The sequence below is a fragment of the Pseudomonas sp. S2_A02 genome (assembly GCF_054668495.1).
This window is the reverse complement of record NZ_CP162776.1, coordinates 1,747,347-1,774,147: the sequence shown is the minus strand read 5'-3', so window position 1 is coordinate 1,774,147 and position 26,801 is coordinate 1,747,347. Positions and strand designations below refer to the sequence as shown.

Annotated in this window: 30 protein-coding genes; 15 read left to right on the top strand and 15 right to left on the bottom strand. The window is 58.4% G+C overall.

Annotation, left to right across the window (positions count from 1 at the left end; genetic code table 11):
- Window positions 1–67: 67 nt before the first annotated feature.
- The 5 genes from AB4O41_RS08020 to puuE form a co-directional block, all read right to left on the bottom strand.
- Entirely contained in the window at window positions 68–1,366 is a 1,299-nt protein-coding gene (locus AB4O41_RS08020) for a urate hydroxylase PuuD (protein WP_460147089.1), read from the bottom strand.
- 50 nt (window positions 1,367–1,416) lie between these two features.
- Window positions 1,417–1,920 carry an ureidoglycolate lyase gene (locus tag AB4O41_RS08015; RefSeq protein ID WP_052963640.1) on the bottom strand — a complete coding sequence of 168 codons (504 nt, stop codon included), beginning with the start codon at window positions 1,918–1,920 and terminating at the stop codon, window positions 1,417–1,419.
- 127 nt (window positions 1,921–2,047) lie between these two features.
- Window positions 2,048–3,043, bottom strand: a complete 996-nt coding sequence (alc, locus tag AB4O41_RS08010; protein ID WP_030131652.1) for an allantoicase — start codon at window positions 3,041–3,043, stop codon at window positions 2,048–2,050.
- Window positions 3,044–3,145: 102 nt separating this feature from the next.
- Window positions 3,146–3,661 carry a 2-oxo-4-hydroxy-4-carboxy-5-ureidoimidazoline decarboxylase gene (gene uraD, locus AB4O41_RS08005; protein ID WP_460147087.1) on the bottom strand — a complete coding sequence of 172 codons (516 nt, stop codon included), beginning with the start codon at window positions 3,659–3,661 and terminating at the stop codon, window positions 3,146–3,148.
- Window positions 3,658–4,584 carry an allantoinase PuuE gene (gene puuE / locus AB4O41_RS08000; protein ID WP_460147085.1) on the bottom strand — a complete coding sequence of 309 codons (927 nt, stop codon included), beginning with the start codon at window positions 4,582–4,584 and terminating at the stop codon, window positions 3,658–3,660. The genes uraD and puuE overlap by 4 nt, the downstream gene beginning before the upstream one ends.
- Window positions 4,585–5,017: 433 nt before the next feature.
- On the opposite strand from puuE, the gene uraH reads away from it, so the two are divergent.
- On the top strand, window positions 5,018–5,371 hold the full coding sequence (gene uraH / locus AB4O41_RS07995; RefSeq protein WP_258696832.1) for a hydroxyisourate hydrolase: 354 nt from the start codon (window positions 5,018–5,020) through the stop codon (window positions 5,369–5,371).
- 200 nt (window positions 5,372–5,571) lie between these two features.
- Here uraH and AB4O41_RS07990 read toward each other — a convergent pair whose 3' ends face one another.
- From AB4O41_RS07990 to AB4O41_RS07960, 7 genes are all read right to left on the bottom strand, one after another.
- Window positions 5,572–6,198, bottom strand: a complete 627-nt coding sequence (locus tag AB4O41_RS07990; RefSeq protein ID WP_367372313.1) for a LysE family translocator — start codon at window positions 6,196–6,198, stop codon at window positions 5,572–5,574.
- Window positions 6,199–6,277: 79 nt separating this feature from the next.
- Window positions 6,278–7,627 (bottom strand): NCS2 family permease, encoded by a 1,350-nt coding sequence (locus AB4O41_RS07985; RefSeq protein WP_008005650.1) that lies wholly within the window; start codon window positions 7,625–7,627, stop codon window positions 6,278–6,280.
- A 557-nt stretch (window positions 7,628–8,184) separates the two neighbouring features.
- Window positions 8,185–8,556: a glutathione S-transferase N-terminal domain-containing protein gene (locus AB4O41_RS07980; RefSeq protein ID WP_460147082.1), complete on the bottom strand. Its 372-nt coding sequence runs from the start codon at window positions 8,554–8,556 to the stop codon at window positions 8,185–8,187.
- Window positions 8,557–8,658: 102 nt separating this feature from the next.
- Entirely contained in the window at window positions 8,659–9,204 is a 546-nt protein-coding gene (folE, locus tag AB4O41_RS07975) for a GTP cyclohydrolase I FolE (RefSeq protein WP_007898818.1), read from the bottom strand.
- A 77-nt stretch (window positions 9,205–9,281) separates the two neighbouring features.
- Entirely contained in the window at window positions 9,282–9,839 is a 558-nt protein-coding gene (locus AB4O41_RS07970) for a Smr/MutS family protein (protein WP_223487627.1), read from the bottom strand.
- Window positions 9,840–9,914: 75 nt separating this feature from the next.
- Window positions 9,915–10,235, bottom strand: a complete 321-nt coding sequence (locus AB4O41_RS07965; RefSeq protein WP_460147080.1) for a hypothetical protein — start codon at window positions 10,233–10,235, stop codon at window positions 9,915–9,917.
- 132 nt (window positions 10,236–10,367) lie between these two features.
- Window positions 10,368–10,958 (bottom strand): cysteine hydrolase family protein, encoded by a 591-nt coding sequence (locus AB4O41_RS07960; RefSeq protein WP_367372312.1) that lies wholly within the window; start codon window positions 10,956–10,958, stop codon window positions 10,368–10,370.
- A gap of 238 nt (window positions 10,959–11,196) precedes the next feature.
- Here AB4O41_RS07960 and prmB point away from each other — a divergent pair, with 238 nt between their 5' ends.
- Complete coding sequence (prmB, locus tag AB4O41_RS07955; RefSeq protein WP_460147078.1) at window positions 11,197–12,105, top strand: 50S ribosomal protein L3 N(5)-glutamine methyltransferase; 909 nt, start codon at window positions 11,197–11,199, stop codon at window positions 12,103–12,105.
- Between the two features lie 126 nt (window positions 12,106–12,231).
- Here the strand turns inward: prmB and AB4O41_RS07950 are convergent, their stop codons facing one another.
- Together AB4O41_RS07950 and AB4O41_RS07945 are read right to left on the bottom strand one after the other, a co-directional pair.
- A complete protein-coding gene (locus tag AB4O41_RS07950; RefSeq protein WP_460147076.1) occupies window positions 12,232–13,023 on the bottom strand; it encodes a hypothetical protein in 792 nt (263 codons plus the stop codon).
- A 141-nt stretch (window positions 13,024–13,164) separates the two neighbouring features.
- Window positions 13,165–14,163 carry an alpha/beta hydrolase gene (locus tag AB4O41_RS07945; RefSeq protein WP_460147074.1) on the bottom strand — a complete coding sequence of 333 codons (999 nt, stop codon included), beginning with the start codon at window positions 14,161–14,163 and terminating at the stop codon, window positions 13,165–13,167.
- 84 nt (window positions 14,164–14,247) lie between these two features.
- Here AB4O41_RS07945 and aroC point away from each other — a divergent pair, with 84 nt between their 5' ends.
- The 5 genes from aroC to mtnC all read left to right on the top strand — a co-directional run bounded on the left by aroC (window position 14,248) and on the right by mtnC (window position 18,539).
- On the top strand, window positions 14,248–15,339 hold the full coding sequence (gene aroC, locus AB4O41_RS07940) for a chorismate synthase (protein WP_030131637.1): 1,092 nt from the start codon (window positions 14,248–14,250) through the stop codon (window positions 15,337–15,339).
- Window positions 15,340–15,516: 177 nt separating this feature from the next.
- On the top strand, window positions 15,517–16,662 hold the full coding sequence (locus AB4O41_RS07935) for an MFS transporter (RefSeq protein WP_460147071.1): 1,146 nt from the start codon (window positions 15,517–15,519) through the stop codon (window positions 16,660–16,662).
- On the top strand, window positions 16,659–17,285 hold the full coding sequence (locus AB4O41_RS07930) for a methylthioribulose 1-phosphate dehydratase (RefSeq protein ID WP_460147069.1): 627 nt from the start codon (window positions 16,659–16,661) through the stop codon (window positions 17,283–17,285). Before AB4O41_RS07935 ends, AB4O41_RS07930 begins: the two co-directional genes overlap by 4 nt.
- 20 nt (window positions 17,286–17,305) lie before the next feature.
- Window positions 17,306–17,851 (top strand): 1,2-dihydroxy-3-keto-5-methylthiopentene dioxygenase, encoded by a 546-nt coding sequence (locus tag AB4O41_RS07925; protein WP_460147067.1) that lies wholly within the window; start codon window positions 17,306–17,308, stop codon window positions 17,849–17,851.
- Window positions 17,852–17,855: 4 nt separating this feature from the next.
- Window positions 17,856–18,539: an acireductone synthase gene (mtnC, locus tag AB4O41_RS07920; protein ID WP_460147065.1), complete on the top strand. Its 684-nt coding sequence runs from the start codon at window positions 17,856–17,858 to the stop codon at window positions 18,537–18,539.
- 198 nt (window positions 18,540–18,737) lie between these two features.
- On the opposite strand, the gene AB4O41_RS07915 is transcribed toward mtnC, so the two are convergent.
- Window positions 18,738–19,016: a DUF3509 domain-containing protein gene (locus tag AB4O41_RS07915; protein WP_008005638.1), complete on the bottom strand. Its 279-nt coding sequence runs from the start codon at window positions 19,014–19,016 to the stop codon at window positions 18,738–18,740.
- Window positions 19,017–19,369: 353 nt separating this feature from the next.
- Between AB4O41_RS07915 and AB4O41_RS07910 the strand changes: the two genes are divergently transcribed.
- From AB4O41_RS07910 to AB4O41_RS07875, 8 genes are all read left to right on the top strand, one after another.
- The gene (locus AB4O41_RS07910) at window positions 19,370–21,208 is read left to right on the top strand and encodes a long-chain-acyl-CoA synthetase (protein ID WP_460147063.1); all 1,839 of its coding nucleotides are present in this window, start codon (window positions 19,370–19,372) and stop codon (window positions 21,206–21,208) included.
- 112 nt (window positions 21,209–21,320) lie between these two features.
- Entirely contained in the window at window positions 21,321–21,839 is a 519-nt protein-coding gene (locus AB4O41_RS07905) for an ankyrin repeat domain-containing protein (protein WP_460147061.1), read from the top strand.
- Between the two features lie 168 nt (window positions 21,840–22,007).
- Window positions 22,008–22,538, top strand: coding sequence for a hypothetical protein (locus AB4O41_RS07900; protein ID WP_460147059.1), 531 nt, complete (start codon window positions 22,008–22,010; stop codon window positions 22,536–22,538).
- An 83-nt stretch (window positions 22,539–22,621) separates the two neighbouring features.
- The gene (locus AB4O41_RS07895) at window positions 22,622–22,813 is read left to right on the top strand and encodes a PLDc N-terminal domain-containing protein (RefSeq protein WP_007902193.1); all 192 of its coding nucleotides are present in this window, start codon (window positions 22,622–22,624) and stop codon (window positions 22,811–22,813) included.
- Between the two features lie 270 nt (window positions 22,814–23,083).
- Window positions 23,084–23,959, top strand: a complete 876-nt coding sequence (gene speE, locus AB4O41_RS07890; protein ID WP_460147057.1) for a polyamine aminopropyltransferase — start codon at window positions 23,084–23,086, stop codon at window positions 23,957–23,959.
- Window positions 23,960–24,181: 222 nt separating this feature from the next.
- Window positions 24,182–24,415, top strand: a complete 234-nt coding sequence (locus tag AB4O41_RS07885) for a hypothetical protein (protein WP_123360081.1) — start codon at window positions 24,182–24,184, stop codon at window positions 24,413–24,415.
- A gap of 215 nt (window positions 24,416–24,630) precedes the next feature.
- Entirely contained in the window at window positions 24,631–24,972 is a 342-nt protein-coding gene (locus AB4O41_RS07880; protein WP_007902188.1) for a ribonuclease E inhibitor RraB, read from the top strand.
- Between the two features lie 410 nt (window positions 24,973–25,382).
- A complete protein-coding gene (locus AB4O41_RS07875; protein ID WP_038979788.1) occupies window positions 25,383–26,792 on the top strand; it encodes a circularly permuted type 2 ATP-grasp protein in 1,410 nt (469 codons plus the stop codon).
- The last annotated feature ends 9 nt before the right edge of the window (window positions 26,793–26,801 follow it).

The window sequence follows — 26,801 nt, the reverse complement described above, 5'->3', positions numbered from 1 at the left end:
TCAACACTGATGTTGAATGTCATACCGTCATCGCGAGCCGGCTCGCTCCCACAGGGTTTTGTGTTGCTTATTGGGTTTGGGCTCCCTGAACAATCCACGCGCCAATCAGGTCACGTTCCTGCTGGGTCATCTGGGTGATGTTGCCCAGTGGCATGATCTGGCTGGCAACAGCCTGGGCCTGGATGCGCGGGGCCTGGAGCTTGATCTGTTCGGGCGTATCGAACATCACGCCAGCCGGCGCCGCGCTGAACAGCGGGCTGGTCGGTTTGGCCGAATGGCACACGGCGCAACGTTCCTGGATCACGCTGTGAACCTTGTCGAACGTTGGCCCCTGATTGGACGCCTGAGCCGGTTCAGCAGCCGGCGCCGCTTTTGCCGCTTCAGGTTTGGCACCACCACCAAGGGCGGTTTCCGGCAGCGGCTGGTACTCGATGGTCCCAGGCGCCTTGGCCACTTCAGGTGCGCTGGACATCGGCGCCGGCCCGGTCACGTAGGCCAGACAAATCATGCCGACCGCCGCAACGGGCAGGGTCCAGGCGAATTTGTGGCTGTCGTGACGGGTGTTGAAGTAGTGACGCACCAACACCGCCAGCACCGCGATCCCGGCCAGGATCAGCCAGTTGTATTGGCTGCCGTAGGTGCTCGGGAAGTGGTTGCTGATCATGATGAACAGCACCGGCAAGGTGAAGTAGTTGTTGTGACGCGAACGCAGCAAACCTTTGGCCGGCAGCGCCGGATCGGGTGTGCGGTTCTCGGCGATCGCTGCCACCAAGGCGCGCTGCGCCGGCATGATGATGCGGAACACGTTGCCAACCATGATGGTGCCGATGATCGCGCCGACGTGCAGGTACGCACCACGACCGCTGAACACTTTGCTGAAGCCGTAAGCGGCGCCAATGATCAGCACGAACAGGATTCCGCCTAGCAGGGCAGGGCGTTTGCCCAAGGCCGAGTCGCAGAGGAAGGAGTAGACGAACCAGCCGATGAACAGCGAGCCCAGACCGATGGCCACGCCTTCAAGGCCGCTCAGGGTGCTTCCCGGTGCCAGCAAGTACAGCGTCGGGTTGGAGTAGAACACCACGCACAGCAGCGCAACCCCCGACAACCAAGTGAAGTAGGCTTCCCATTTGAACCAGTGCAGGTTGTCCGGCATGGTCGGTGGAGCCAGTTTGTATTTTTCCAGGTGGTAGATACCGCCGCCGTGGATCGCCCACAAATCGCCCGCCAGCCCGTTTTTCGGGTTGACCCGATTGAGGTTGTTTTCCAGCCAGACGAAATAGAACGACGCGCCGATCCAGGCTACGCCAGTGATCATGTGAACCCAGCGCACGCTCAGGTTCAGCCATTCCAACAGATGTGCTTCCACAGTCTTTACCTCTCGCCTGTCACTCTGTCGTCGAGTGATCAGACCTTCTCTTATTGGTGGGGGGCGAGGATCAAACGCTCATCCTCTTTGAAAAAATGCTCATCGCAGTTATTGCCTGTGCCACTGCGATCAACCACCAGGAAGTCATCCCGCTTTTCGATCGTCAGCACCGGATGGTGCCAAACGCCGCGATGGTAATTAATGCCCTGCCTGCCGTTGGTGACGAAGGCGCGGACCAAGCCTGATACAGGTTCATCGCCAAGTGGCGCGACCACGATCAGAAAGGGGTTGCCGAGCAGCGGAATGAAAGCCTGGCTGCCCAGCGGGTGACGCTCCAGCATGCAGACGGTCAGCGGCATATCCTGCGCGTCGGCGCGGAAGATGCTGATGATCGCCTTGTCTTCTGGCGTGGCGGTTTCGACCACAGCCAGTTTGTGAAAGCGCATGGTCGAACCGTTGTTGATCATGAAATGATCGCTGCCATCGGTTTCAATCACGTCACCGAAAGGGGCGAAGGCTTCTTTGGTCAGCGGTTCAATCGTCAATGTGCGCATGCTGGTCTTCTTTTCCGAATTCTGTGTTGTTTGTTCTATTTCTATCGCGAGCAGGCTCGCTCCCACAGGTTTTGTGTGCACCACAATCCAATGTGGGAGCGAGCCTGCTCGCGATTGGCCTCACCGCTTATTTCGCGACCTTGCCCAATACCCGCAGGCGGCTCACGCCACCATCCGGGAACACGTTCAGGCGGATATGGGTGATCGGGCCCAGTGCCTTGATCTGCTCGGCGAAGGTGTGTTCGGCGTGCATTTCCAGCTTCTGGCTTGGCAACAGTTCACGCCAGAACAGCGATTGGGTTTCGATCTGGCTGTCGGTGCCGCCCTTCACGAATGCACCCTGGATCGAACAGGTGTCCGGGTAGTTGCCCTTGAAGTGCAGGGTGTCGACGATGACTTTCTCGATCTCGCCCGCATGGCCCAGCGCGACGATTACCCAGTCATTGCCCGGCGTACGACGACGCGCAGTTTCCCAGCCGTCGCCCATGTTGATGCCACGGCCCGGGTTGAGGATGTTGCTCATGCGGCCGAAGTGTTCATCGGAGCAGGCCAGCGCACGGCCACCGTTCAGGGCCGCAGCCAGGTCGACCTGTTCGTTGTCGCCCACAGCGGACCAGTCGCGGAACGGAATGCCGTACACACGCAGACGGGCCACGCCGCCATCCGGGTAGATGTTGAAGCGCAGGTGGCTGAAGGCCTGGTCGTTGTTGATTTCGTGGTAGTGGTGGCTGTTGCCTTGCAACTCGACGGCCGACAGCACTTCAGTCCACTGAGTGTTTTCGTCCGGCTCGCCCGAGGCCAGGAAGCAGGCTTCCAGGGAAGCCGACGGCGGGAAGTTGCCGGTGAAGAATGAAGTGTCGATGTCCACGCCTTTGATCGAGCCCGGTACGCCCAGACGGATTACCGCGCTGTCGTAGCCTTCGAAGCGTTTGCGACGCGACTCCCAGCCGTCCATCCACTTGCCGTTGTCATCGAACACGCCCTCCTTCCACACGGCCGGGGTCGGTTGGAACAGACGGTTGGCGTCTGCGAACCAGTCATCGGTGACCGAGATGATTTTGGTGCCCAGGCGGGCGTCGGCCAGGTTGACGAACTTCTCGAAAGGTACGGCGTAAGCTTTCATTCTTCTTGTCTGCCTTTAATAAGTTGGCTTGGGATGTTTGCGAGGCCCTTGGGCGGTTCGGCATTCATGAATCCGCTCGGGGCTTTTCACAAGGGCTGCTCGCTATAGGGTCAGTAATCGGAACAAGGCGATTTTGTTGATCTCCGCCAGCGCGCATTTGAATTCGGTGTCGACCGAGTTGTGAATGCGCGTTTCGAACGCTGCGAGGATCTGATGCCGGTTGCTGCCTTTTACCGCCATGATGAAGGGAAACTTGAACTTGGCTTTGTAGGCGTCGTTCAGCTCGGTAAAGCGTTCAAACTCATCGATCGAGCATTGGTGAATACCCGCGCCAGACTGTTCTTCAGTGCTGGCAGCGGTGAGCTGGCCCTGGACGGCAGCTTTGCCGGCCAGGTCCGGGTGAGCGTTGATCAGGGCCAGTTGGCTGGTGTGATCGGCGCTCAACAGGATGTCGCTCATGCGCTGGTGCAGGGTTTCGATCTCGTCGATCGAAGCGTCCTGGCCCAGGTCGAAGGCCTTTTCGGCCACCCATGGCGAATGTTCGTAGATGTCGGCGAAGGCGGCGACAAACGCGTCGCGACTCAGGGTCGATGGTTTCAGGGTTTGGAAGTTGCTCATTTCGCGGCCCCTTGATACGGGTGGGTTTGGTGCCAGTGACGAGCGATGTCGACGCGACGGCTGAACCACACCTGTTCATGACTTTTAGCGTATTCGATAAAGCGTTTGAGCGAGGCCAGGCGCGCCGGACGACCGATCAGCCGGCAGTGCAGGCCGATCGACAACATCTTCGGTGCTTCGGCGCCTTCGGCATACAGCACATCAAACGCGTCTTTCAGGTATTCAAAGAAATCGTCGCCCTTGTTGAAGCCCTGGACCTGGGTGAAGCGCATGTCGTTGGTGTCCAGGGTGTACGGGATCACCAGATGCGCCTTGCCGGTCGGGTTGTTCGGTTGCCAGTAGGGCAGGTCGTCGTCGTAGGTGTCGCAGTCGTAGAGGAAACCGCCTTCTTCCATCACCAGCCGACGGGTGTTCGGGCCGGTGCGGCCGGTGTACCAGCCCAGTGGGCGCTCGCCGGTGATTTCGGTGAGGATGCGGATCGCTTCGAGCATGTGCTCGCGTTCCTGCGCTTCGTCCATGTACTGGTAGTCGATCCAGCGATAGCCGTGGCTGCAGATTTCGTGACCGGCATCGACCATGGCGCGGATCACGTCCGGGTGGCGCTGGGCGGCCATGGCCACGGCGAAAATGGTCAGCGGGATGTCGAATTCCTTGAACAGTTTCAGAACCCGCCAGACGCCGGCACGGCTGCCATACTCGTAAAGGGATTCCATGCTCATGTTGCGCTCGCCTTGCAGCGGCTGCGCCGAAACCATTTCCGAGAGGAAGGCTTCGGACTCTTTATCGCCGTGCAGGATATTGCGCTCGCCACCTTCCTCGTAATTGAGCACGAAGGACAGCGCGATGCGGGCATTGCCCGGCCAGTGTGGGTGAGGAGGGTTACTGCCGTAACCGATCAGGTCGCGTGGATAGTCAGCGCTCACTGCAGTCTTCCTTCTTGTTCGTGTCGACTTATTCAAGTCAGGGTTGTGTGGCGGCCTGCCAATGAGAGGGCAGGCTGGCGTCACAGCGATGGAGTGATTGTATACAACTTTATGTTCACTTTGTAAGCCTGATTTTTTGCATTTTTCACTGACTGCCCACTTTGAAGGGTACTGCAAGAAACCTGCCTGACTGGTCAGCTAATGGGTAGGAGGTCCTCTGATCTCATGGTTCGGCGAAAGATTGGCTGGTAAACCCTGAATGACGGCGCTAGCGGTGAAAATGTCGTTTTTATTGTGTACAATTTTTATGAAAAGTGTCTTAATCAGTCGCTCGCCGCAGCTTTTCGTGCTCCGAAACGGTGCGGTCTCCTTTTCAACTGACTTCGGGAGGCGCGAGGTCTGACTGCTCCACGCAGGCAGGCGCGCAGAATCAATGGGACGTTTGACTACACACGTTTTGGACGCTGCACACGGTTGCCCGGGCAGTTCGATCAAGGTCGAGTTGTACCGCGTTGAAGGTTCGCAGCTGGAATGGGTCGCCACTGCGATAACCAACAGCGATGGCCGTGTCGATGCGCCGCTGCTGCAAGGCGATGACTATCGGTCCGGGGTCTATCAGCTTCAGTTTCATGCGGGTGATTACTACCGCGCCCGTGGGGTTCAGTTGCCTGAGCCTGCGTTCCTGGATGTGGTGGTGCTGCGTTTCGGCATCTCCGCGGAACAGGATCACTACCATGTGCCGTTGTTGATTTCGCCGTATAGCTATTCGACCTACAGAGGAAGCTAGGACTTTTCCCCCAAGCTCCTTCTTCTCAAAAAAAGCTGCGCATATAGCTTCTTTGGTCTTTTGCCCGCTCACACTGCGGGCTTTTTTTTGTCCCGAGGAATGCGGTGCATGGAAGGGACCCTTCGCGGGCAAGCCTCGCTCCTACAGGGGATTAGTGAACGACACAGATCAATGTAGGAGCGAGGCTTGCCCGCGAAGCTTTAGCGGCTCAACAACGAAGCGGCACCGGCACCACTGAACAACCCCGCACTCACCCGGTTGAACCAGCTCTGCCCCTTGCCACTGCGCAGATACCGCGCCGCGCCGTGGGCACCGAGGCCATAAGCCAATTTGCACAGCAAATCCAGCACGGTCCAGGTGGCAATCATCACCAGCAACTGCGGCAGGAACGGTTGCTCGGCACTCAGAAACTGCGGCAGGAAAGCGGCGAAGAACAAAATGTCTTTCGGATTACTCGCGCCGAGCATGAACGCGCGCCCGAACAGTGCGCGAAAGCGCGGCACCGGTGCAGCCTGGGGCACTTCGGCGCCTTGGGATGGCTGACGCGATTGCTGCCAGCTCTGCCAGGCGAGGTAGAACAGGTACAGCGCACCGACGATTTTCAGGGCGCTGAACAGCTGTTCCGACGCTAGCAACAATGCGCCCAAGCCAAGCGCCGAAGCACTGAGCAGACAGATCGACGCAATCACGCCTCCCAGAAACGCTGGGTAAGAACGGCGCAAGCCGTAATTCAAACTGTTGCTGATCATCAGCAAAGACAGTGGCCCCGGGATCAGGATCACCACCAGCGCAGCGCCGCTGAACAGCAGCCAGGTTTCCAGACTCATCACTTTCCTCCCTTTGCACAAAAGCCTCACCCGACGGGGTGAGGCTGTTTTGAAACACTGCTTTTGAATCGTAAACGGCTTACAAGAAAATGAACTTGGCGATGAAGATCGCGCAAAGCACCCACAGGCTGACGGAAATTTCCTTGTACTTACCGGTGCCGGCCTTCAACGCTACATAAGTGATGAAGCCCAGCGCGATGCCGTCGGCGACCGAGAAAGTCAGCGGCATCATGATCGCGGTAACGATCGCCGGAATGCTGTCGGTCGCTTCGTCCCATTCGATATGGGCCATGCCGCCCATCATCAGCATCGCCACATAAATCAGTGCGCCGGCGGTTGCATAAGCGGGGATCATGCCAGCCAGCGGTGCGAAAAACATTGCAGCAATAAATAGCACACCTACGGTCACGGCGGTAAGACCAGTCCGACCACCCGCTGCTACACCAGCGGCACTTTCCACATAGCTGGTGACTGGCGGAACACCGACCACCGCACCAAATACGCTGGAAGCACTGTCGGCTTTCATGGCGCGGGAAAGGTTTTCGATCCGGCCGTCAGCGTTCACCAGGTTGGCGCGCTGGGCGACGCCCATCAAGGTGCCGGCGGTGTCGAACATGTGCACGAAGAGGAAAGCGAGTACCACGCTAATCATGCTGACGTTGAATACGCCGGCGACATTCATGGCCATCCAGGTCGGTGCCAGGCTTGGCGGCGCTGACATAATCCCTTCGTAATGCACCAGGCCCAGGCCCCAACCGGCCAGGGTCACCGTGATGATGCTGATGAGAATCGCGCCGAATACTTTGTGGTAGCTGAGTACGGCAATCATCAGGAAGCAGATGGCCGCCAGCAGCGGGCCAGGCTCGCGCAGGGAACCAAGCTTGATCAGAGTGGCCGGGCTATCGACAACGATGCCAGCGGTTTTCAAACCGATCAGCCCCAGAAACAAGCCCACACCGGCGCCCATGGCAAAGCGCAAACTCACTGGAATGCTGTTGAGCAGCCATTCGCGAATCCGGGAAAAGGTCAGGAACATGAACAACACACCGGAGACGAACACCGCACCGAGGGCGGTTTCCCAGTTGTAGCCCATGGTGCCGACCACGGTGTACGTGAAGAACGCGTTCAGGCCCATGCCCGGCGCCAGGCCGACCGGCCAGTTGGCGTACAGGCCCATCAGCAGGCAACCCAGCGCGGCGGCAATGCAGGTGGCGACGAACGCGGCCCCGTGATCGATGCCGGCATCGGCCATGATGTTCGGGTTGACGAAGATGATGTAAGCCATGGTGATGAAGGTTGTCAGACCGGCGATCAGCTCGGTCTTCACCGTGGTGCCGTGCAAGCTGAGTTTGAAGATGCGCTCCAGCCAGCCATTGCGTAATGGCGGCGAGAGTTCCAGCGTCGGGGCTTCGGATTTGCGGCTTTCCACAGCGAATACTCCTCAAGAGTTTTATTGTTATTTCCAGGGCCGGACCCATGAGGGTGGCAGCGACCCTTTGAGGCATTTGCGAATTTGTTGACCTGATGGTCAGGAACTCGCACGAAGCGAATTATGCTTTTGTATACAAATAAAGCAAATAATGTTTTTGATTTTGTAGACGAAAAGTTTGGCAATAGGGATATATCGCCAGGAAGGATGCCTTCGCGGGCAAGCCTCGCTCCTACAGATGAGCGCATTCCCCTGTGGGAGCGTGGCGTGCCCGCGATAGCTTCAGATCAGTCGATACATGTCGCGGGTAGAGCATTCAGTCAGTTCGACCGCGTCAGGCGCAGACGGCAGAAGCGGCCTGAGGGGAGGGCGTAAACAAATAAACCGGCCAATTGGCCGGTTTATTTTTTGTTTGATTTTGCGGTGTTTGTGCCGACGTCTTCGCGGGCAAGCCTCGCTCCTAAAGATTTAGTGTGTGCCCATCATTTGGACACGACACAAAACCTGTAGGAGCGAGGCTTGCCCGCGAAGGTGCCAGTCAGAGCACTACACAACCATCAGACCGCAGCAAACCGCTTATCCAGATAATCAATGATCACCTTGGATTCATACATCCAGGTGGTCTGGCCATTCTCTTCGATGCGCAGGCACGGCACCTTGATCTTGCCGCCTTGCTCCAGCAGCGCCTGGCGATCCTGTTCGTTGTTCTTGGCATCGCGCAACGCCACCGGAACGTTCAGGCGACGCAGGGTGCGGCGGGTCTTCACGCAGAACGGGCAGGCGTGGAACTGATACAGGGTCAGGTCCTTGGCGGCGGTTTCGACCTGGGCCTGAGCGGCGGCGGGGCGCTGCTTTTTGCCTGGACGAGTAATGAAATCGATGAAGATGATCAGTTGGCCGAGGCCGACACGAAGCGCTTTAACAAACACGGTATAAGCCTCACAGGAGCAAACAGAAGGCGCGCAGCTTACCTGATTTTTCGCGGGCGAAAAAAAACCGGCGATCAGTGCCGGTTTTCTTCGTGCTGCGAGTTACTTGATCAGGCTGAGAAACTCGCTGCGGGTGGCCGCGTTTTCGCGGAACTCGCCAAGCATCACCGAGGTGATCATCGTCGAATTCTGTTTCTCCACACCGCGCATCATCATGCACATGTGCTTGGCCTCGATCACCACTGCAACGCCCAGGGCGCCGGTGACTTGCTGGACCGCATCGGCGATCTGGCGGCTGAGGTTTTCCTGGATCTGCAGGCGCCGGGCGTACATATCGACGATGCGCGCGACTTTCGACAGCCCCAGAACCTTGCCGCTCGGGATGTAGGCAACATGGGCCTTGCCGATGAACGGCAGCATGTGGTGCTCGCACAACGAGTAAAGCTCGATGTCCTTGACCAGCACCATCTCGCTGTTGTCGGAGCTGAACAAGGCACCGTTGGTAACCTCTTCCAGTGTCTGTTCATAACCGCGGCAAAGGTACTGCATGGCTTTGGCGGCACGTTTTGGCGTGTCGAGCAGACCCTCGCGGGAGGCGTCCTCGCCCAATTGGCCGAGAATCTCGGTGTAATTCTGTTCCAGGGACATGAAACTACCTGTGGGATTTTACGCAAAGGGCAAGGGTACGGTGACGGACACGGCGCTGCAAGCGTGAAGCGACGGCATTACTCGTCACGACCTTCCATCATGGTGCGTTTGAGCATCACATAAACCGCTCCGGCGCCGCCGTGTTTCGGTTGGCACGAGGTGAAGCCGAGTACCTGTGAATGCTGGCGTAGCCACGTGTTGACGTGACTCTTGATCATCGGCCGCTTGCCGTCCAGGCGAACCGCTTTGCCATGGGTGACACGTACGCAGCGGATTTCGAATTTTGTCGCTTCGGCCAGAAAGGCCCACAGGGTTTCACGGGCCTTTTCCACGCTCATGCCATGCAGATCCAGGCTGCCTTCGAACGGAATCTGTCCGATCTTGAGCTTGCGCATCTGGCTTTCCTGGACGCCGTCGCGGGCCCACATCAGCTCATCTTCGGGGCCGACATCGATGACGAACTGATCGGACAGCCCGTCAACGGTGGTGGCGTCGGTGCGCACGGTGGCGGCCTGGCGCAGCTTGGCAATTTGCGCGCGGTCGGCCTTGGGTTTGCCGGTTTCGGCGCGATCGTGCTTGATCGGCTTGACGCCTTGGATCGCGCTTTTGAACAGGGAAAAATCGTCGTCTTGCATGTCAGCCTCCGCGAAGGGCGGCCAGTTTACCCAAGTCGGGACGCATCGGGCGCGACAAAACGTCCGGCGTTGGGCTTAGTCGTGTTTTTTCATCAGGTGTGGAGACATGTTCAGCTCTCGCGACTGGCGCGAGCGGCGACGGCAGCGGCGCCATAGCCACACGCCGATGTACAGCACGAACAGGCCAATCGCCAGAATAACTGCCGAACCGACCCGGTTGGTATTCAACTCACCCAGGGCGGGTGCGTGGCCGAGCAGGCTGGCAGCACCTGCCATGGCGAGCAACACACCGCACATCGCCAGCAAGGCAGCAATCGCTGCGCCGAAGCGAAAACGCCAGTTGCGTTGGCCTTTGGGCCGCAAGCGGCGTGCATCAAAACCATCGGATAACTTCATTCCGACCTTCCTCAATGGGTATCGGCCCTTCGACCGGGAGTTGACCGGGATGTTCCTGAGGCTAGGGCAATTACGGCAAATGAGAGGCTTTTGCGGATGAGCGGCGGCATGGACCGCTCATCGAAGGGTTGATCAGATCAGTTCGTGGGTTTGGGCGAGGGTGGCGAAATTGTCCGCCATAATCGCCATCTCGGTGTGCTGAACGTGCTCGGCGCTCAGGACGCCACCCTTGTAGGGCAAGTCGCGAGTCGCGCAGGCGTCTTCAACCAATGTGCAACGAAAGCCCAGGTTCTTTGCGGCGCGCACGGTAGTGCTGACGCTGGAATGGCTCATGAAGCCGCAAACGATAAGGTCCAGCGAACCGAGGTTCTGCAGGCGCTCCAGCAGTTCGGTGCCATGAAACGCACTCGGCAGCAATTTGCCGATGATGGTTTCGTCACCCTGTGGCTCGAGCCCGGGGATGAACTCGCCGCGCTCGCCTTGCGGGTCGAACAGCCCACCGACAGTGCCGAGGTGGCGCACGTGCACGATCGGCCGACCGGCTGCACGGGCAGCGGCCACCAGTTGCTTGATGTTCGCGACGGCAGCATCCATGCCGCTCAGTGCCAAGGGGCCGCTGAGGTATTCTTTCTGGGCATCGATGATGACAAGGGTCGCATGACCCAGATTGGCCGCTGCATAACCACGGCCGCTGAGTTGAAACATCGTTTTTGGAACGGACATTCTGGGGCTCCTTCGGGTGGGGCTTTTGCGACATTGTCCTCTGGCTGAGCGCTTCTGTGAATCGCTACCATCGTAGGCACCGCCGTTGTTGGGTCGCAGCCTCGTTAAGATACTCGTTCTGTTCAATAGCTTGCTGAAAAAATAGAAGAGTCCTACATCTGATCCGGTGTTTTTCCTGCGTCGTCGCGGCGCCTTTTGGCTGTTAGAATCGTCAGTCGTTTTTTTTGGAGTTTGCCCCGTGATCACTTCCCGACTTCGTACCCTGCGTGACCATATCCGTTGGGCCGTCAGCCGCTTCCATGGGGAGGATCTGTTTTTCGGCCATGGGACCGACAACGCCTGGGACGAAGCCCGTCAACTGGTATTGGGTGCGCTGCACTTGCCGTGGGAAATCGCCGACAGCTATCTGGATTGCCGTCTGGAAGATGACGAGCTGGTCAATCTGCAACGCTTGCTCAAGCGCCGCATCGAAGAGCGCATTCCGACAGCTTACCTGCTGGGCGAAGCCTGGTTCTGTGGAATGTCATTCATTGTCGATGAGCGCGTGCTGATCCCGCGTTCGCCAATTGGCGAGCTGATCGAAAAGCGTTTCGAACCGTGGTTGGGTGCCGAACCTGCGCGCATTCTCGACCTGTGCACAGGTTCCGGTTGCATCGGCATCGCCTGTGCCTACGAGTTCCAGAACGCTGAAGTGGTACTGGCCGATCTGTCGTTCGAAGCGCTGGAAGTGGCGAACCAGAACATTGAGCGCCACGGTGTCGATGAGCGCGTGTACACCGTTCAGGGCGATGGTTTCGATGGCCTGCCGGGTCAACGTTTCGACCTGATCGTGTCGAACCCGCCTTACGTCGATGCGGAAGATTTCGCCGACATGCCGGACGAGTATCAGCACGAACCTGAGCTGGGCCTGGCCTGTGGCGACGACGGTTTGAACCTGGTGCGCCGCATGCTCGCCGAAGCGGCGGATCATCTGACCGAGAAGGGTTTGCTGATTGTCGAGGTGGGTAACAGCCAGGTTCACGTCGAAGCGCTGTACCCAGAAGTCGACTTCGCCTGGCTGGAGTTCGAGCGCGGTGGGCATGGGGTGTTCATGCTGACAGCGCAGCAGTGCCGCGATCATCAGGCGTTGTTCGCTTCCCGCGTCTGACCTTAGAAAGCCTTCGCGGGCAAGCCACGCTCCCACAGGTTTTGTGTGTGCCACATTATTTGGACACAAAACAAAACCTGTGGGAGCGTAGCTTGCCCGCGATGGCCGCGCCGCGGTCTCAAGCCTTCAGCGGTGCGTAGCAATCCAGATCAACAACCCCGCCTGAAACACCGCAAACGCCACCAGACACGTAATGGTAAAACGCAGCCCTGCGTCTTCGCGTTTGTACTTGCTGACTTTTTCTTCGTGCTTCTTCAGTTTGACTTCCTGTTCCGCCAGGTTCTGCTCGGCTTGCTGGAGCATCTGCGCGGCTTCGAGGATTTCCACCTGCTGCAACTTTTCGCTGTTCCAGTCGCCTAGCAAATCGCCGACCTGCACTTCTTTAACGCTGCCCTTCAAATGCTGGGCGTCGGCGTAGACCACGTCAAAACCGTGCACCCGCAGAAAGTGATCGCGGCGCAGGCGAGTGTCTTCGTTCAGCGCATCCTTGTTGTTCAGATCGGTGGCATCGACGGTGTAGGCGGGCCATTTCTTCTTCGCCCAGATAATGCCCTGAGCGGCCATATAGCGCCCGATGCCGCGGTTCATCGGCTCGATCTGCAAACCGCTTTCCGGCTCGAAATGCATGCGTTTAGTCGTGTGATTGACCCACACGTCCAGATGATTCTGTTCTTTGCGCACACGCTGGCCCGGCAGCTTGATGGTCATGCGCAGCAGGCTGTGTTCCTTGCTATTGCGTTCGGCATAACCAAATTCGACAAAGCGCAATGGCCGTCCGCCAGTGTTGCGGTCGGTTTTCAGCGGCGCCAGGCGGAGCATTTTGTGGTGCTCGACGTGGACATCCGCCCACGGCAGCTCGACCGCTGGCGGTGCGTCTTTTTCAGCGGTGGTGTCGGGTGAAGTCTGGGTATCAGTCATAACGGCGAGATCCTGTCCAAGCCCTGCTTGCCGCCAGCCATTGCGCTGGCGACAAAGGCTTATCGGCCGTTTTTTTCAGGACTGGAGGGGCAGGGACGTTCTCAACTAGTTTTCACGGCGAGAACGCCCCTCTGACAGCGCTTAACGGGTGCGAAGTCCGTCAATAAACCCGAGGATTCGCGCGCCGAGTTCGGCTGCCAGCGGTAATTGCGGATCTTTATAGGAGGCCAATTGCCGCTTCACGTCGTTGGGCACGATGCGCATCACGTGGTTCATGCCTTCGATCAGCGCCAGTTCGGCGTCAGGTTTGGCGGCCTTGAGCGCCTGGGCGTCACCCACGCCGACCTGAATGTCGTTGCTGCCCTGGATAATCAGCGCCGGCATCTTCAGTTTGGCGAAGGCCGCTGCCGGGTCTTGGCGGAACAACGAAATCAGATACGGCTGCACGCTGGGACGGAAAATCACCTGCAATTGCGGGGGAACATTGTCGTCGGTGTGGCCGGCCTTGAGGCTGTCGAGCAGTTCATTGCTGCGCAGCATCAAGGGAGGCGGCAGGCGATTACTCAATTGCTGGCGCAGTACCTGATCGATCGGCCGGGCGCTGCCGGACATGGAAATCACCGCCGCGGCATCGACGTTTGGCGCCGCCAGACTGGCGATCAAAGCACCTTCGCTGTGGCCCAGCAAAATCAGTTGGCCAAAGCGCGGATCGGTTTTGAGCTTGTGGCCCCAGGCTTCGGCGTCGGCCACATAGGCCTCCACCGACAGATTACGTTCGTCTGGAGTCGCAGCCAGGCTCGCCGCCACGCCGCGCTTGTCGTAGCGCACACTGGCGATGTTGTGTTTGGCCAGCACCCAGGCCAGCCGTTTGAGGCTGTCGTTGCGTCCGCCGTCGGGGTTGTTTCCGTCACGATCCGTAGGACCGGAGCCGGAAATGATCAGGACAACCGGCACTGGCGTGTCGGACTTGGGCAGCAACAGCGAACCGAAAAGCTCGCCGCTGCCCGTGTCCAATGTGATCGGGCGTTGCAGGACGGTGGCCTGTGCAAAGCCGGTAAACAAGGTAAGGCTCAAGGCTAGAACTCGCAGCATCATCACGCCATCATCAACAAGGTGCCGGTTGGACTCGCAGGCACCCATAAGGTTCGAGGATGAACTAGTCGGGTAGCCTGCGTATACTGGCGCGCATTACGTATTTCAGTTCGATTTCACGGAGCGTCCCGCATGTCCGGCAATACCTACGGCAAGCTGTTCACTGTCACCACCGCGGGCGAAAGCCATGGTCCGGCGTTGGTCGCCATTGTCGATGGCTGCCCGCCGGGCCTGGAGATTTCCCTTGAGGATCTGCAGCGCGACCTGGACCGGCGCAAGCCCGGCACCAGCCGCCACACCACCCAGCGCCAGGAAGCCGACGAAGTCGAAATTCTCAGCGGCGTGTTCGAAGGCCGCACCACCGGTTGCGCCATCGGCCTGTTGATCCGCAACACCGACCAGAAGTCCAAGGACTACTCGGCGATCAAGGATCTGTTCCGCCCGGCCCACGCCGACTACACCTACCACCACAAATACGGCGAGCGCGATTACCGCGGCGGCGGTCGCAGTTCGGCCCGTGAAACCGCCATGCGCGTGGCGGCAGGGGCGATTGCGAAAAAGTACCTGGCCACCCAGGGCATCGTCATTCGTGGCTACATGAGCCAGCTCGGCCCGATCGAAATCCCGTTCAAAACCTGGGATTCGGTGGAAGAAAACGCTTTCTTCAGCCCAGACCCGGACAAAGTGCCGGAGCTGGAAGCTTATATGGACCAGTTGCGTCGCGACCAGGATTCGGTAGGCGCGAAGATCACCGTGGTTGCCGAAGGCGTTATGCCTGGCTTGGGCGAGCCGATTTTCGACCGCCTCGATGCCGAACTGGCCCATGCGCTGATGAGCATCAACGCGGTCAAAGGCGTGGAAATCGGCGCCGGGTTTGCCAGCATCGCCCAGCGCGGCACTGAACACCGCGATGAAATGACCCCGGAAGGTTTCCTCAGCAACAACGCCGGCGGCATTCTCGGTGGCATCTCGTCCGGTCAGCCGATCGTTGCGCATCTGGCACTCAAGCCAACCTCGAGTATCACTACTCCGGGCCGTTCCATCGACATCCACGGCAACCCGGTTGAGGTTGTCACCAAAGGCCGTCACGACCCGTGCGTCGGTATCCGCGCCACGCCGATTGCCGAAGCGATGATGGCCATCGTGCTGATGGATCACCTGCTGCGTCACCGCGGGCAGAACGTCGATGTGCGCGTGAGCACTCCGGTGCTGGGTCAGCTTTAATGGCTGACGCAGGGTCTGTACGAAAACTCGCCGAGCGGCGATCAGGCAAGGCAAAAACAGGCGAGCAAGCGGAATGTAGGGACCTACATGAGCATTGCGAGCCTGTTTTTAACGCAGCATGATCGTCGCGCAGGCAGTTTTTGTGCAGAGCCTCACAGCCGCTGTGGTTTGACGACCGTGGCGGCGCTCCCGTACTGGCGGCTCTCCAGTTTCTATCTGTTCTATTTCGCCTTGCTCGGTTCGACGGCGCCGTTTCTGGCGCTGTATTTCGATCACCTGGGCTTTTCCAGTGCGCGTATTGGCGAATTGGTGGCGATCCCGATGCTGATGCGCTGCGTGGCGCCGAACATCTGGGGCTGGCTCGGTGACTACACCGGCCAGCGGCTAGCCATCGTGCGGTTCGGCGCGGTCTGTACGCTGCTGACCTTCTCACTGATTTTCATCAGCAAAAGCTATGCATGGCTGGCGATGGTCATGGCCTTGCACGCGTTCTTCTGGCACGCGGTATTGCCGCAGTTCGAAGTCATTACACTGGCGCATTTGAACGGCCAGACGTCTCGCTACAGTCAGATTCGCCTGTGGGGTTCAATCGGTTTCATCATCACCGTGGTCGCGCTCGGCAGATTGTTCGAATGGCTTAGCCTGGACATCTATCCGGTGGCGCTGGTGCTGATCATGGCTGGGATCGTCGTCAGCAGTTTATGGGTGCCTAACGCGCAACCTGTTCAGAGTGAACGGTTGGCGGGGGAGGGATTCCTCCAGCAATTGCGCAATCCCGGAGTGTTGGCGTTCTACGGTTGCGTGGCACTGATGCAGATGAGTCACGGGCCGTATTACACCTTTCTGACCCTGCACCTTGAGCGGCTCGGTTACAGTCGCGGGTTGATCGGCATACTCTGGGCGGTCGGCGTGGTTGCTGAAGTCTTGATGTTTCTGGCCATGAGCAAGATCCTTGCGCGTTTCTCGGTGCGCCGGGTGCTGCTGACGAGTTTTCTATTGGCGGCGTTGCGTTGGTTGTTGCTCGGTTCGTTTGCTGAATTCCTCTGGGTGCTGTTGTTTGCCCAAGTGCTGCACGCCGCAACCTTTGGCAGCTTTCACGCGGCTGCCATCCAGTTCGTGCAACGTAGCTTCGGCGCGCGTCAGCAAGGGCAGGGCCAGGCGTTGTATGCCGCGCTGGCCGGCACCGGCGGCGCGCTGGGTGCGTTGTATTCCGGCTACAGCTGGAATGCCCTTGGCGCCACATTGACCTTTAGTATTGCCAGTCTCGCAGACTTCGCTGCTGCCGTTATCATTGCCACATGTATGCAAGAGGACAGGCCATGAGCCTTACCCGTGAACACCTCGCCCAGGAAATCATCGACGCCGGGCGTTTTCTGTATGGTCGCGGCTGGTCGCCGGCCACCAGCAGCAATTATTCGACCCGCCTGTCGCCAACCGAAGCCTTGCTGACGGTCTCTGGCAAGCACAAAGGCCAGTTGAGCCTTGATGATGTGCTCGCCACCGACCTGTCGGGCAATAGCCTGGAACCGGGCAAAAAACCGTCCGCCGAAACCCTGCTGCACACTCAGCTGTACAGCTGGCGCGCAGAGATCGGCGCGGTGTTGCACACCCATTCGGTGAATGCCACGGTGCTGTCGCGCCTGACGCCGGAAGATTTCATCGAGTTTGAAGACTACGAACTGCAAAAAGCCTTCAGCGGCGTCTCGACCCACGAGTCTCGCGTGCGCGTGCCGATTTTCGACAACGATCAGGACATTGCGCGGCTGGCCGCCAAGGTGCAGCCTTGGCTCGACGCCCATCCTGATTGCGTCGGCTATCTGATCCGCGGCCATGGCCTTTACACGTGGGGCGCGCGCATGAGCGACGCGCTCCGGCAGATCGAGGCCTTTGAATTTTTGTTCGAGTGCGAGTTGAAGACGCGCTCGGTTATGAACCGCAAAGCATGAACCGTTAAGGAGTTGCCCAGATGAGCAGCCTGTCCGTTTATCACGTCTCCAGCCCTGAAATACCGAACAAGGTCCTGACCCACCTCGAAGACATCGCCTCGACCCTGGCCGAACAGGGCGTGCGTTTCGACCGTTGGCAAGCTGCGGCGAAAATCCAGCCCGGCGCCAGCCAGGAAGAAGTGATCGCCGCTTATCAGGTGCAAATCGACCAACTGATGACCGAGCGCGGCTACATCACCGTTGACGTGATCAGCCTGAATAGCGATCACCCGCAAAAAGCCGAACTGCGCGCCAAGTTCCTTGATGAGCACCGCCATGGCGAAGACGAAGTGCGATTTTTCGTCGCCGGCCGTGGCTTGTTCACCTTGCACATCGGCGATTACGTCTACGCCGTGCTCTGCGAGAAAAACGATCTGATCTCGGTGCCAGCGGGTACTCCGCATTGGTTCGACATGGGTGAAAACCCGCATTTCGTCGCGATCCGCCTGTTCAACAACCCCGAAGGCTGGGTGGCCAATTTCACCGGCGACAACATCGCCAGCCGCTTCCCGCGTCTCGAGGACTGAGCCGATGCCGATCAAAGCGATTCTCACCGACATCGAAGGCACCACCAGCGCGGTGAGTTTTGTGTTCGACGTGCTGTTTCCCTACGCCGCCAAACACCTGCCGGACTTCGTTCGCGAAAACGCCGAACGCGCCGACGTTGCCGAGCAGCTCGCCGCTGTTCGGCGTGACAGCGGTGAACCGCAAGCCGACGTCGAACGGGTCATTGAAATCCTCCTGGGCTGGATCGCCGAAGACCGCAAGGCCACGCCGCTTAAAGCATTGCAAGGCATGGTCTGGGAGCAGGGGTATCAGGCCGGGCAGTTGAAAGGCCACGTGTACCCGGACGCCGTTGAAGCGCTCAAGCGCTGGCATCAGGAAGGCTATCAACTGTTTGTTTATTCTTCGGGCTCGATTCAGGCGCAAAAACTGATTTTCGGGTGCTCGGAGGCGGGGGATTTGTCGCCACTGTTCAGCGGCTATTTCGATACCACCTCAGGGCCCAAGCGTGAAGCACAGTCCTACGAGCGGATCACCCAGGCGATTGGCGCCGAGGCGTCGCAGATTCTGTTTCTGTCGGACATTGTCGAGGAGCTCGACGCGGCGCGCACGGCCGGGATGGCAACCTGTGGCCTGGCTCGTGAGGGCGGGGAATTGGAGGGTCATGTGACCGTCGACAGCTTTGCCCGGATCAATCCTTCTGTCCTGTAAACCCCATAACCTGTAGGAGCAGAGCTTGCTCGCGAAGGCGGCGGGTCAGTCAACATTGATGTCGCCTGATACACCGCCTTCGCGAGCAAGCTCTGCTCCTACAGGGGTTTGCGTAATGGCAGAAACAACTCAGGCCGTGAAGCGAAAGCGCTCACGGCCTGTTTGTTTGTAGCGTGTTTATTTATACAACCGCAGGATTTAAACCGAGTGATAGGTCGGCAAGGCAAACCGTTGCTGGCTTTGCAGCATGGAGATCTGCGGCAGTTCACTGGCCTGTTCGGCGATGTCACGGCGAATCGCGCTGATCACCCACGACAGCTGATCGCCGGCATGCAATTGCTGGTAGGAAATCGAACGTTTGAAGACTTTGCCGTCCGTACTGCGCAGGGTCAGCAGAATGCCGCCGTCCGGCCGGGGCTGGGTGGTCACTTCGAAGTTGGAGAACAGGGACGAAAATTTTTCCTGGATCAGGCTCATGTCTATCAGCTCCGTTTGTGCTTGAAGGGCAACATGGAGAGGTAGTTGCAGTGATTGTGCCAGTATCTGTTTTATTAAAAAACCATATAAATCAACAAGTTAACTTTTAAGCGTTTTTATGTTTTCGTGCAATCTGCATGAATGGCCATCGTGCATCCTGCATTTTGCGTGGTCGGCATCGATTCGATGGAACCAATCACAGCGCCAGGGTTCCGCTTTTCGATCTCCGGTCCGATCGCTTCGGTCGCGGATACAAAACATTTCAAAAACCGCGTGTACAGCTCAAGAACTGCTGACGTATTTTCGGCCTCAATCAACGCCACCCGACAATAAGAACATCGAACGGGAGCACCATGAGCCGCACGCTGAACGACACGATTACCTGGGGCATGATGCTCCGCAAGCTGCCTTCCATTGCCAAAGCCATTCCCCGCGTGGTGAAGGGCATGAAAGCCGCCAACGTCAAGGACCCGACCCAACCGTGTGGTCTCGGCTGGAGCTTCGAGCAGGCGACGTTGCGCAATCCCGATGGCCCGGCCTTGCTGCAGGGCGAGGTGGTACTCACTTATGCACAGGTCAATCAATGGGCCAATCGCATCGCTCATCACCTGCTAGCCCAAGGCATTCGCAAGGGCGATGTGGTGGCGATCTTTATCGAAAACCGGGTGGAACTGCTGGTGACGATATTGGCGGTGGCCAAGGTCGGCGCGATCAGCGCCTTGCTCAATACTTCCCAGACCCGCGATACCCTGGCCCATAGCCTGAACCTGGTGGCACCGGTGGCGATCGTGGCCGGCGAAGAGCTGGTTCCGGCCTTCAATGCGGTCCGCGAGCGGGTGGCCATCGACGCGGCGCGCACCTGGTTTGTCGCCGATCAAGACACTTATCACGATCCGGGCATTTCGCCCGATGGCTTCATCAATCTGATGACGGCCAGTGCCGAAGCGTGCAGCGATAACCCTGTCAGCAGCCAGCGGGTTTTTCTCGACGATCCTTGTTTCTACATTTACACCTCGGGCACCACCGGGTTGCCCAAAGCCGGGGTGTTCAAACACGGCCGCTGGATGCGTAGCTCCGCCAGTTTCGGGCTGATTGCTCTGGATATGCAGCCGCAGGACGTCGTCTATTGCACCTTGCCTCTGTACCACGCCACCGGGCTCTGCGTGTGCTGGGGTTCGGCGATCAGTGGGGCGTCGGGGTTTGCCATCCGTCGCAAGTTCAGCGCCAGCCAGTTCTGGAGTGACGTGCGCAAATATCGGGCGACCACCCTCGGTTACGTCGGCGAATTGTGCCGCTACCTGGTGGATCAACCGCGCAGCATCGACGACAGTCGGCACGGCGTGACGAAGATGATCGGCAATGGTCTGCGCCCCGGTGCGTGGAGCGAGTTCAAAACGCGCTTTGCGGTTGATCATATCTGCGAGCTGTACGCCGCCAGCGACGGCAATATCGGCTTCACCAACATCCTCAATTTTGACAACACCATCGGTTTTTCCCTGATGGCCTGGGAGCTGGTGGCGTACGAGCACGACAGCGGCGCGCCCACCCGTGATGCCAACGGCTTCATGCGCAAAGTGGCGAAGGGCGAGCAGGGACTGCTGTTGGCGAGGATCGACGACAAGGCGCCGCTGGACGGCTACACCGACCCGCAGAAGACCGCAAAAGTCGTGCTCCACGACGTGTTCAAGAAGGGTGACCGTTACTTCAATACCGGTGACCTGCTGCGCAACATCGGGTTTGGCCACGCGCAGTTTGTCGATCGCTTGGGCGACACCTACCGCTGGAAAGGCGAAAACGTCTCGACCACCGAGGTCGAAAACATACTGTTGCAACACCCGCAGATCGCCGAAGCGGTGGCCTATGGCGTAGAAATCCACAACACCAATGGGCGTGCCGGGATGGCGGCAATCACCCCGGCTGAATCCCTGGCGACCCTGGACTTCAGTGAGTTGCTGGCATTCGCCAAACAGCAAATGCCTGCCTATGCGGTGCCACTTTTCCTGCGGGTGAAAGTGAAAATGGAGACCACCGGGACCTTCAAATACCAGAAGACCCGACTCAAGGACGAAGCCTTCGACCCGAACAAAACCGGCGATGACCCGATCTATGCCTGGTTGCCGGGTACCCAGACTTACGTGCAAGTCACCGAACAGGTGCTGGCGGATATTCAAGACGGCAAGTACCGCTATTGAATGTGGCACTTATTAAGTGTGGCTATGGCCACCCATGAGAAAAAAGAAGTGACAGGTTCCGGACTGCTCGGGAAACTATCGGCTTTCCGATTTACCGAATGTGGAGTCACCAATGTCAGACAAAAGCCGCCAGATGACGCCCGAAGAGGCTGCTGAATTTGCCGAACAGGTGTTCAACAAAGCGCGCGAGGGCGATGCGGCCATGATGGCTGCGCTGCTGACCAAGGGCTTGCCGCCGAACCTGCGCAACCACAAGGGCGACACCTTGCTGATGCTCGCCGCGTACCACGGCCATGTCGAGACGGTAAAAGTGCTGCTCGAGCACAAGGCCGACCCGGAAATCCGCAATGACAACGGCCAGAGCCCGATTGCCGGCGCGGCATTCAAAGGTGATCTGGCGGTGGTCAAGGCGCTGGTGGAAGGTGGCGCGCAAGTGGAAGGTTCGTCCTTCGACGGCCGTACTGCGCTGATGATGGCGGCGATGTTCAACCGCGTCGAAATCGTCGACTACCTGATCAGCAAAGGCGCCGATCCGAAAGCCAAGGATACCAACGGTGTGTCCGCGCTGGATGCGGCCCAAACCATGGGCGCGGTGGATACTACCGCACAGTTGCAGAAACTCCTGGCCTGACCTCTGTGGCTGCGGGGCTTTTGTGGCGAGGGAGCTTGCTCCCGCTCGACTGCTTCGCAGCCGAGCGGAGCAAGCTCCTCGCCACAGGTTCATGCCACGTCCCGCAATCCGTTTCCGAATGCGCTATCCTTCGCGCCCTCAAATCTCCCTCGCTACAGGACCCACCTCATGAAAGCCGCACTCGTCGAACTCATCAGCAAAATCAGCTCCGGGTGCATGAGCGATGACGAAATTCTGAAAATCGCCGACGAAGCGGCTCAGGCCTACGCCGATCCCGAGGCTTTTCTGACGTCCAATCCGGACATCAACTACGACGACACCTTCCCGATTCCGTTGGGCGAGTGGATTGTCGTCGGCAGCCTGCCGGAAACCGTGCTGTTCCAGGCCGACACCTACATGGACCTGTTTGCGCAGATCGTCGCATCGTTCGGCCCCGGCGTTGAATTCAACATCAAGCCCAAGCAACTGGCCAAGACCGAAGCCCTGACGGCGCTCAATCGTATTCAGGTGCAGATGAGCAGCATGAATAAGGAAAACGGCGGTTACACGCTGATGAACTTCAGCCAGTTGCTCGACGACGAGCTGCAAGTGGTGCTGGTCTACGGTAACGACGTGCCACGGGTTCTCCAATTGTGCGCCGAAGTCGGCATCGCCGCCGCGCCCTCCCTGGAAGCCCTGAAAGTGGCTATTCACGTCTGAAACCGTCTACGACGGTAATAAAACGGAACCCTCGCAAGGCCCGACTATCCTAAGAGTGCATACCACTCTTCGGGAGCGTCACCATGGGTTCCACGTTCAACAGTCTGGTTGGTCTGATCATTCTTGCCCTGGATATCTGGGCCATCATCAACGTACTTAAAAGTGGCGCCGAGACCGGGATGAAAATCATCTGGGTGCTGTTGATCCTCCTGCTGCCGGTCCTGGGCCTGATCATCTGGGCCATCGCCGGGCCGCGAGGCAATGTGCGGATATGACAGACTGACACTTTTCCCCTGTAGGAACGCGGACCTGTGGGAGCTGGCTTGCCTGCGATAGAATCGCTGCGGTGTACCTGACAGACCGCGTCGTTTGAATCGCAGGCAAGCCAGCTCCCACAGAGGATTGTGTCGAACCATCAAGTGACGTTCGACCTGTCATGTTCCGCAACGTAGAATGCGCGCCTTTCCCGGTCAATCGAACGGATCGATTGGCCATCATGGGCGGGTAACCGTCCGTTGCCACCCGCATTCATCGGAGCACTTCCCATGAGCAATACCCCAACCAGCGAGTACCTGGAAACCCTCTACGAAGGCTATGGCCAGCGTTTTCGCATGGAAAAACTGCTGCACGAAGTGCGCACCGAACACCAGCATCTGGTGATCTTCGAGAACCCGCGCATGGGCCGGGTGATGGCGCTGGACGGCGTGATCCAGACCACCGAAGCGGACGAGTTCATCTACCACGAAATGCTGACCCACGTGCCGATCCTCGCCCATGGCACCGCCAAGCGCGTACTGATCATTGGCGGCGGCGACGGCGGCATGCTGCGTGAAGTGGCCAAGCATCGCAGCATCGAGCACATCACCATGGTCGAGATCGACCGCACCGTGGTCGACATGTGCAAGGAATTCCTGCCGAACCACTCCAAGGGTGCATTCGATGATCCACGCCTGAACCTGGTGATCGACGACGGCATGCGTTTCGTCGCCACCACCACCGAAAAGTTCGACGTGATCATTTCCGACTCCACCGACCCGATCGGCCCGGGTGAAGTGCTGTTCTCCGAAAACTTCTACCAGGCTTGCCGTCGCTGCCTGAACGAAGGCGGCATTCTGGTGACCCAAAACGGCACCCCATTCATGCAAATCGAAGAAGTCAAAACCACCGCCGGTCGACTGCGCAGCCTGTTTCCGGACTGGCACTTCTATCAGGCGGCCGTGCCGACCTACATTGGTGGCGCGATGACCTTCGCTTGGGGCGCAACCAATACCGCCTATCGCAAATTGTCCCGCGAAACCCTGCAACAGCGGTTCGCCGGCAGCGGCATCATCACCCGCTACTACAACCCGGAAATCCACATCGGTGCCTTTGCCTTGCCGCAATACGTGCTGCAAGCAGTGAACAAGCCAAGCAACGACTAAACTCAAGATGTACGCATAACCCCTCGTGGGAGCGGTCCTGCTCGCGAAGGCGGTCGTCCAGTCGATAAATATGTCGATTGATACACCGCTTTCGCGAGCGGGCTCGCTCCCACAGGATCTGCGTTTTTCATGTTTCTACGCCGTAATCCGTTTGAACGATCACTCAGGGCAAAAGTCCAGATACTTGTAAGCCCATCCATGGGTTTTATCGAGGAGGCACCGATGCAAAAGTGGAAAATCACTTTCGTGGATGATCACGGTGAAACAGTGGACGAACTCTTCGAGTGCGAGGAATGCCCGAACAACGAGCAGGCCGCCAAACTCATTCGCGCCCGGTGCCTGCCGGTCGCTGCCGAACTGGATCTCAATGATCTGGAGGGGCGTACCGATGATCCGACCGTCAAAAGCCTGAAATCCCAGAACAGCATTGAAATCATCAGTATTACCCCGATCTGATACACCTCTTGTCACATTCACAACCAGACCTTGGCAGCAGCTCTATCTTGGGGCTACTCTGCAAGCGAGATCAGCGAATGACTCGCTAAGGTCTGGTCTTGTCAGCTACATGCTTGTTTCCCATCGGCAACCTCTGTTGCCGTATCGCTCTCACCAATCGGTTGAAAGTGCAGGGAATACGGAAAGTCTATCCATCAGTCTGAGGGGGACGTTTCATGAGCACAGCCTATCAAGAAGACATCAGCAGCAGCGTGCTGCGCCGCATGAAAGAAGGCGGTTTCGACTTTTCACGATTCCATCCCATCGAGTTCTACGCCATTTTTCCGGACGAGGAGCGGGCACGCAGGGCGGCAGGTCATTTCTGTGGTGAATCCTTGAATGCCCAGATCAGCGTGCGCGACGACGGCGCATGGCATCTGGAACTGAGCAAAGTGATGTACGCCACCTACGACGGGATCGGCGACTTTGAGCAGGACTTCGAGGCGGTGGTCGAGCCTCTGGGCGGTATCATCGAAGGATGGGGCGTCAAGCAGGAGGTACGAGGGTTACTCGCATAACGTTATGAACAGTGACAACACTCAGCAACGGCTGACCTTTGGGTTGGCCGTTTTCGTTTTCGCGGTTTGAAAAGGCGATCTCTTGATCGTGTTTTTGATTCATAACGTTTCAAAAACGCAAAAAAAAGCCACCTAAACAGGCGACTAAAAGGGAAGAGCGATAAGTTTTCCAGCGAATGCGCCGATTATCCGCACCGCCTCCCGGGCAGTGAAATCAACTCTGGCTATGCTGCTGATAGGCGACAGCATTGCTTCGCCATGAAGCGGGGGCGATCAGGTTGGGGCATTTACCGCACAGGATTGGTGCGGTGCGTGCAGCGCCATTCTCCAACTGATTGATATAGAAGCGTTTATGCCGATGGCACGGGCCTTGCGAAGGCCTGGATGTCCGGAGTGACAAGGAGTACGGCATGATCCGCACCTATTTTGATGAGATGTACGATGCCGGCGGCCAAGTCCGCCCGCATTATCGGGAGTTTGCCCGTTGGCTGGCCGAAACGCCTGACGAGCTTTTGGCACAACGGCGACGCGAGGCCGATCTGTTATTTCATCGTGCCGGGATTACATTCACGCTCTATGGTGATGAGCAAGGGACAGAGCGCCTGATTCCCTTCGACACTATTCCCCGCAGTATCCCCGCCAGTGAATGGCGGATCGTCGAGCGCGGCTGCATTCAGCGGGTCAAGGCATTGAACATGTTCCTTGCCGACCTCTATCACGAGCAGCGCATCATCAAGGCCGGCATCATCCCGGCCGAGCAAGTGCTGGCCAACGAGCAGTACCAGTTGGCGATGCAAGGGCTGGATTTGCACCGCGATATCTATTCGCACATTTCCGGCGTCGACCTGGTGCGCGATGGCGACGGCACGTATTACGTGCTCGAAGACAATCTTCGTACACCCAGCGGCGTGAGCTACATGCTCGAAGACCGCAAGATGATGATGCGATTGTTCCCCGAGTTGTTCGCGGCCCAGCGCATCGCGCCGATCGACCACTATCCGAACCTGTTGCTCGACACCCTGAAAAGCTCCAGCCCGATCGACAACCCGAGTGTGGTGGTGCTGACGCCGGGGCGCTTCAACAGTGCGTTTTTCGAGCATGCGTTTTTGGCCCGGGAAATGGGCGTTGAACTGGTGGAAGGCGCGGACCTGTTCGTGCGTGATGACAAGGTGTTCATGCGCACCACCGACGGGCCGAAAGCTGTCGACGTGATCTACCGTCGCCTCGACGATGCCTTCCTCGATCCGCTGGCGTTCAACCCGGACTCGATGCTTGGCGTTCCAGGTCTGCTGTCGTCCTACCGCTCCGGCAATGTGGTGCTGGCGAATGCCATCGGCACCGGGGTCGCGGACGACAAGTCGGTCTATCCCTTCGTCACGGACATGATTCGTTTCTACCTGGATGAAGAGCCGATCCTGAAGAACGTGCCCACATGGCAGTGTCGTAATCCCTCTGAACTGTCCCACGTGCTGGCCAATCTTCCTGAGCTGGTAGTCAAGGAAACCCAGGGCTCCGGCGGTTACGGAATGCTGGTGGGGCCGGCGGCGACGGCAGCGGAAATCGAATCTTTCCGCGAGCGGATCAAAGCCAAGCCCCACGCGTACATCGCCCAACCGACGTTGTCGTTATCGACCTGTCCGACCTTTGTCGAAAACGGCATCGCGCCACGCCATATCGACCTGCGTCCGTTTGTATTGTCTGGCCGCGAAACCCGGGTTGTGCCCGGCGGTTTGACCCGTGTCGCCTTGCGCGAAGGCTCCCTGGTGGTGAATTCCTCCCAGGGTGGCGGAACCAAGGACACCTGGGTGGTCGAGGATTGAAGGAAGCCT

What these genes read in the sequence shown, in the direction of transcription:
- AB4O41_RS08015 (WP_052963640.1), bottom strand. Translation starts at nt 1,920, where the DNA reads ATGCGCACATTGACGATTGAACCGCTGACCAAAGAAGCCTTCGCCCCT.
- alc (WP_030131652.1), bottom strand. Translation starts at nt 3,043, where the DNA reads ATGAAAGCTTACGCCGTACCTTTCGAGAAGTTCGTCAACCTGGCCGAC.
- uraD (WP_460147087.1), bottom strand. Translation starts at nt 3,661, where the DNA reads ATGAGCAACTTCCAAACCCTGAAACCATCGACCCTGAGTCGCGACGCG.
- uraH (WP_258696832.1), top strand. Translation starts at nt 5,018, where the DNA reads ATGGGACGTTTGACTACACACGTTTTGGACGCTGCACACGGTTGCCCG.
- AB4O41_RS07990 (WP_367372313.1), bottom strand. Translation starts at nt 6,198, where the DNA reads ATGAGTCTGGAAACCTGGCTGCTGTTCAGCGGCGCTGCGCTGGTGGTG.
- folE (WP_007898818.1), bottom strand. Translation starts at nt 9,204, where the DNA reads ATGTCCCTGGAACAGAATTACACCGAGATTCTCGGCCAATTGGGCGAG.
- AB4O41_RS07970 (WP_223487627.1), bottom strand. Translation starts at nt 9,839, where the DNA reads ATGCAAGACGACGATTTTTCCCTGTTCAAAAGCGCGATCCAAGGCGTC.
- AB4O41_RS07965 (WP_460147080.1), bottom strand. Translation starts at nt 10,235, where the DNA reads ATGAAGTTATCCGATGGTTTTGATGCACGCCGCTTGCGGCCCAAAGGC.
- AB4O41_RS07960 (WP_367372312.1), bottom strand. Translation starts at nt 10,958, where the DNA reads ATGTCCGTTCCAAAAACGATGTTTCAACTCAGCGGCCGTGGTTATGCA.
- AB4O41_RS07950 (WP_460147076.1), bottom strand. Translation starts at nt 13,023, where the DNA reads ATGACTGATACCCAGACTTCACCCGACACCACCGCTGAAAAAGACGCA.
- AB4O41_RS07945 (WP_460147074.1), bottom strand. Translation starts at nt 14,163, where the DNA reads ATGGGTGCCTGCGAGTCCAACCGGCACCTTGTTGATGATGGCGTGATG.
- aroC (WP_030131637.1), top strand. Translation starts at nt 14,248, where the DNA reads ATGTCCGGCAATACCTACGGCAAGCTGTTCACTGTCACCACCGCGGGC.
- AB4O41_RS07930 (WP_460147069.1), top strand. Translation starts at nt 16,659, where the DNA reads ATGAGCCTTACCCGTGAACACCTCGCCCAGGAAATCATCGACGCCGGG.
- AB4O41_RS07925 (WP_460147067.1), top strand. Translation starts at nt 17,306, where the DNA reads ATGAGCAGCCTGTCCGTTTATCACGTCTCCAGCCCTGAAATACCGAAC.
- mtnC (WP_460147065.1), top strand. Translation starts at nt 17,856, where the DNA reads ATGCCGATCAAAGCGATTCTCACCGACATCGAAGGCACCACCAGCGCG.
- AB4O41_RS07915 (WP_008005638.1), bottom strand. Translation starts at nt 19,016, where the DNA reads ATGAGCCTGATCCAGGAAAAATTTTCGTCCCTGTTCTCCAACTTCGAA.
- AB4O41_RS07910 (WP_460147063.1), top strand. Translation starts at nt 19,370, where the DNA reads ATGAGCCGCACGCTGAACGACACGATTACCTGGGGCATGATGCTCCGC.
- AB4O41_RS07905 (WP_460147061.1), top strand. Translation starts at nt 21,321, where the DNA reads ATGTCAGACAAAAGCCGCCAGATGACGCCCGAAGAGGCTGCTGAATTT.
- AB4O41_RS07900 (WP_460147059.1), top strand. Translation starts at nt 22,008, where the DNA reads ATGAAAGCCGCACTCGTCGAACTCATCAGCAAAATCAGCTCCGGGTGC.
- AB4O41_RS07895 (WP_007902193.1), top strand. Translation starts at nt 22,622, where the DNA reads ATGGGTTCCACGTTCAACAGTCTGGTTGGTCTGATCATTCTTGCCCTG.
- speE (WP_460147057.1), top strand. Translation starts at nt 23,084, where the DNA reads ATGAGCAATACCCCAACCAGCGAGTACCTGGAAACCCTCTACGAAGGC.
- AB4O41_RS07885 (WP_123360081.1), top strand. Translation starts at nt 24,182, where the DNA reads ATGCAAAAGTGGAAAATCACTTTCGTGGATGATCACGGTGAAACAGTG.
- AB4O41_RS07880 (WP_007902188.1), top strand. Translation starts at nt 24,631, where the DNA reads ATGAGCACAGCCTATCAAGAAGACATCAGCAGCAGCGTGCTGCGCCGC.
- AB4O41_RS07875 (WP_038979788.1), top strand. Translation starts at nt 25,383, where the DNA reads ATGATCCGCACCTATTTTGATGAGATGTACGATGCCGGCGGCCAAGTC.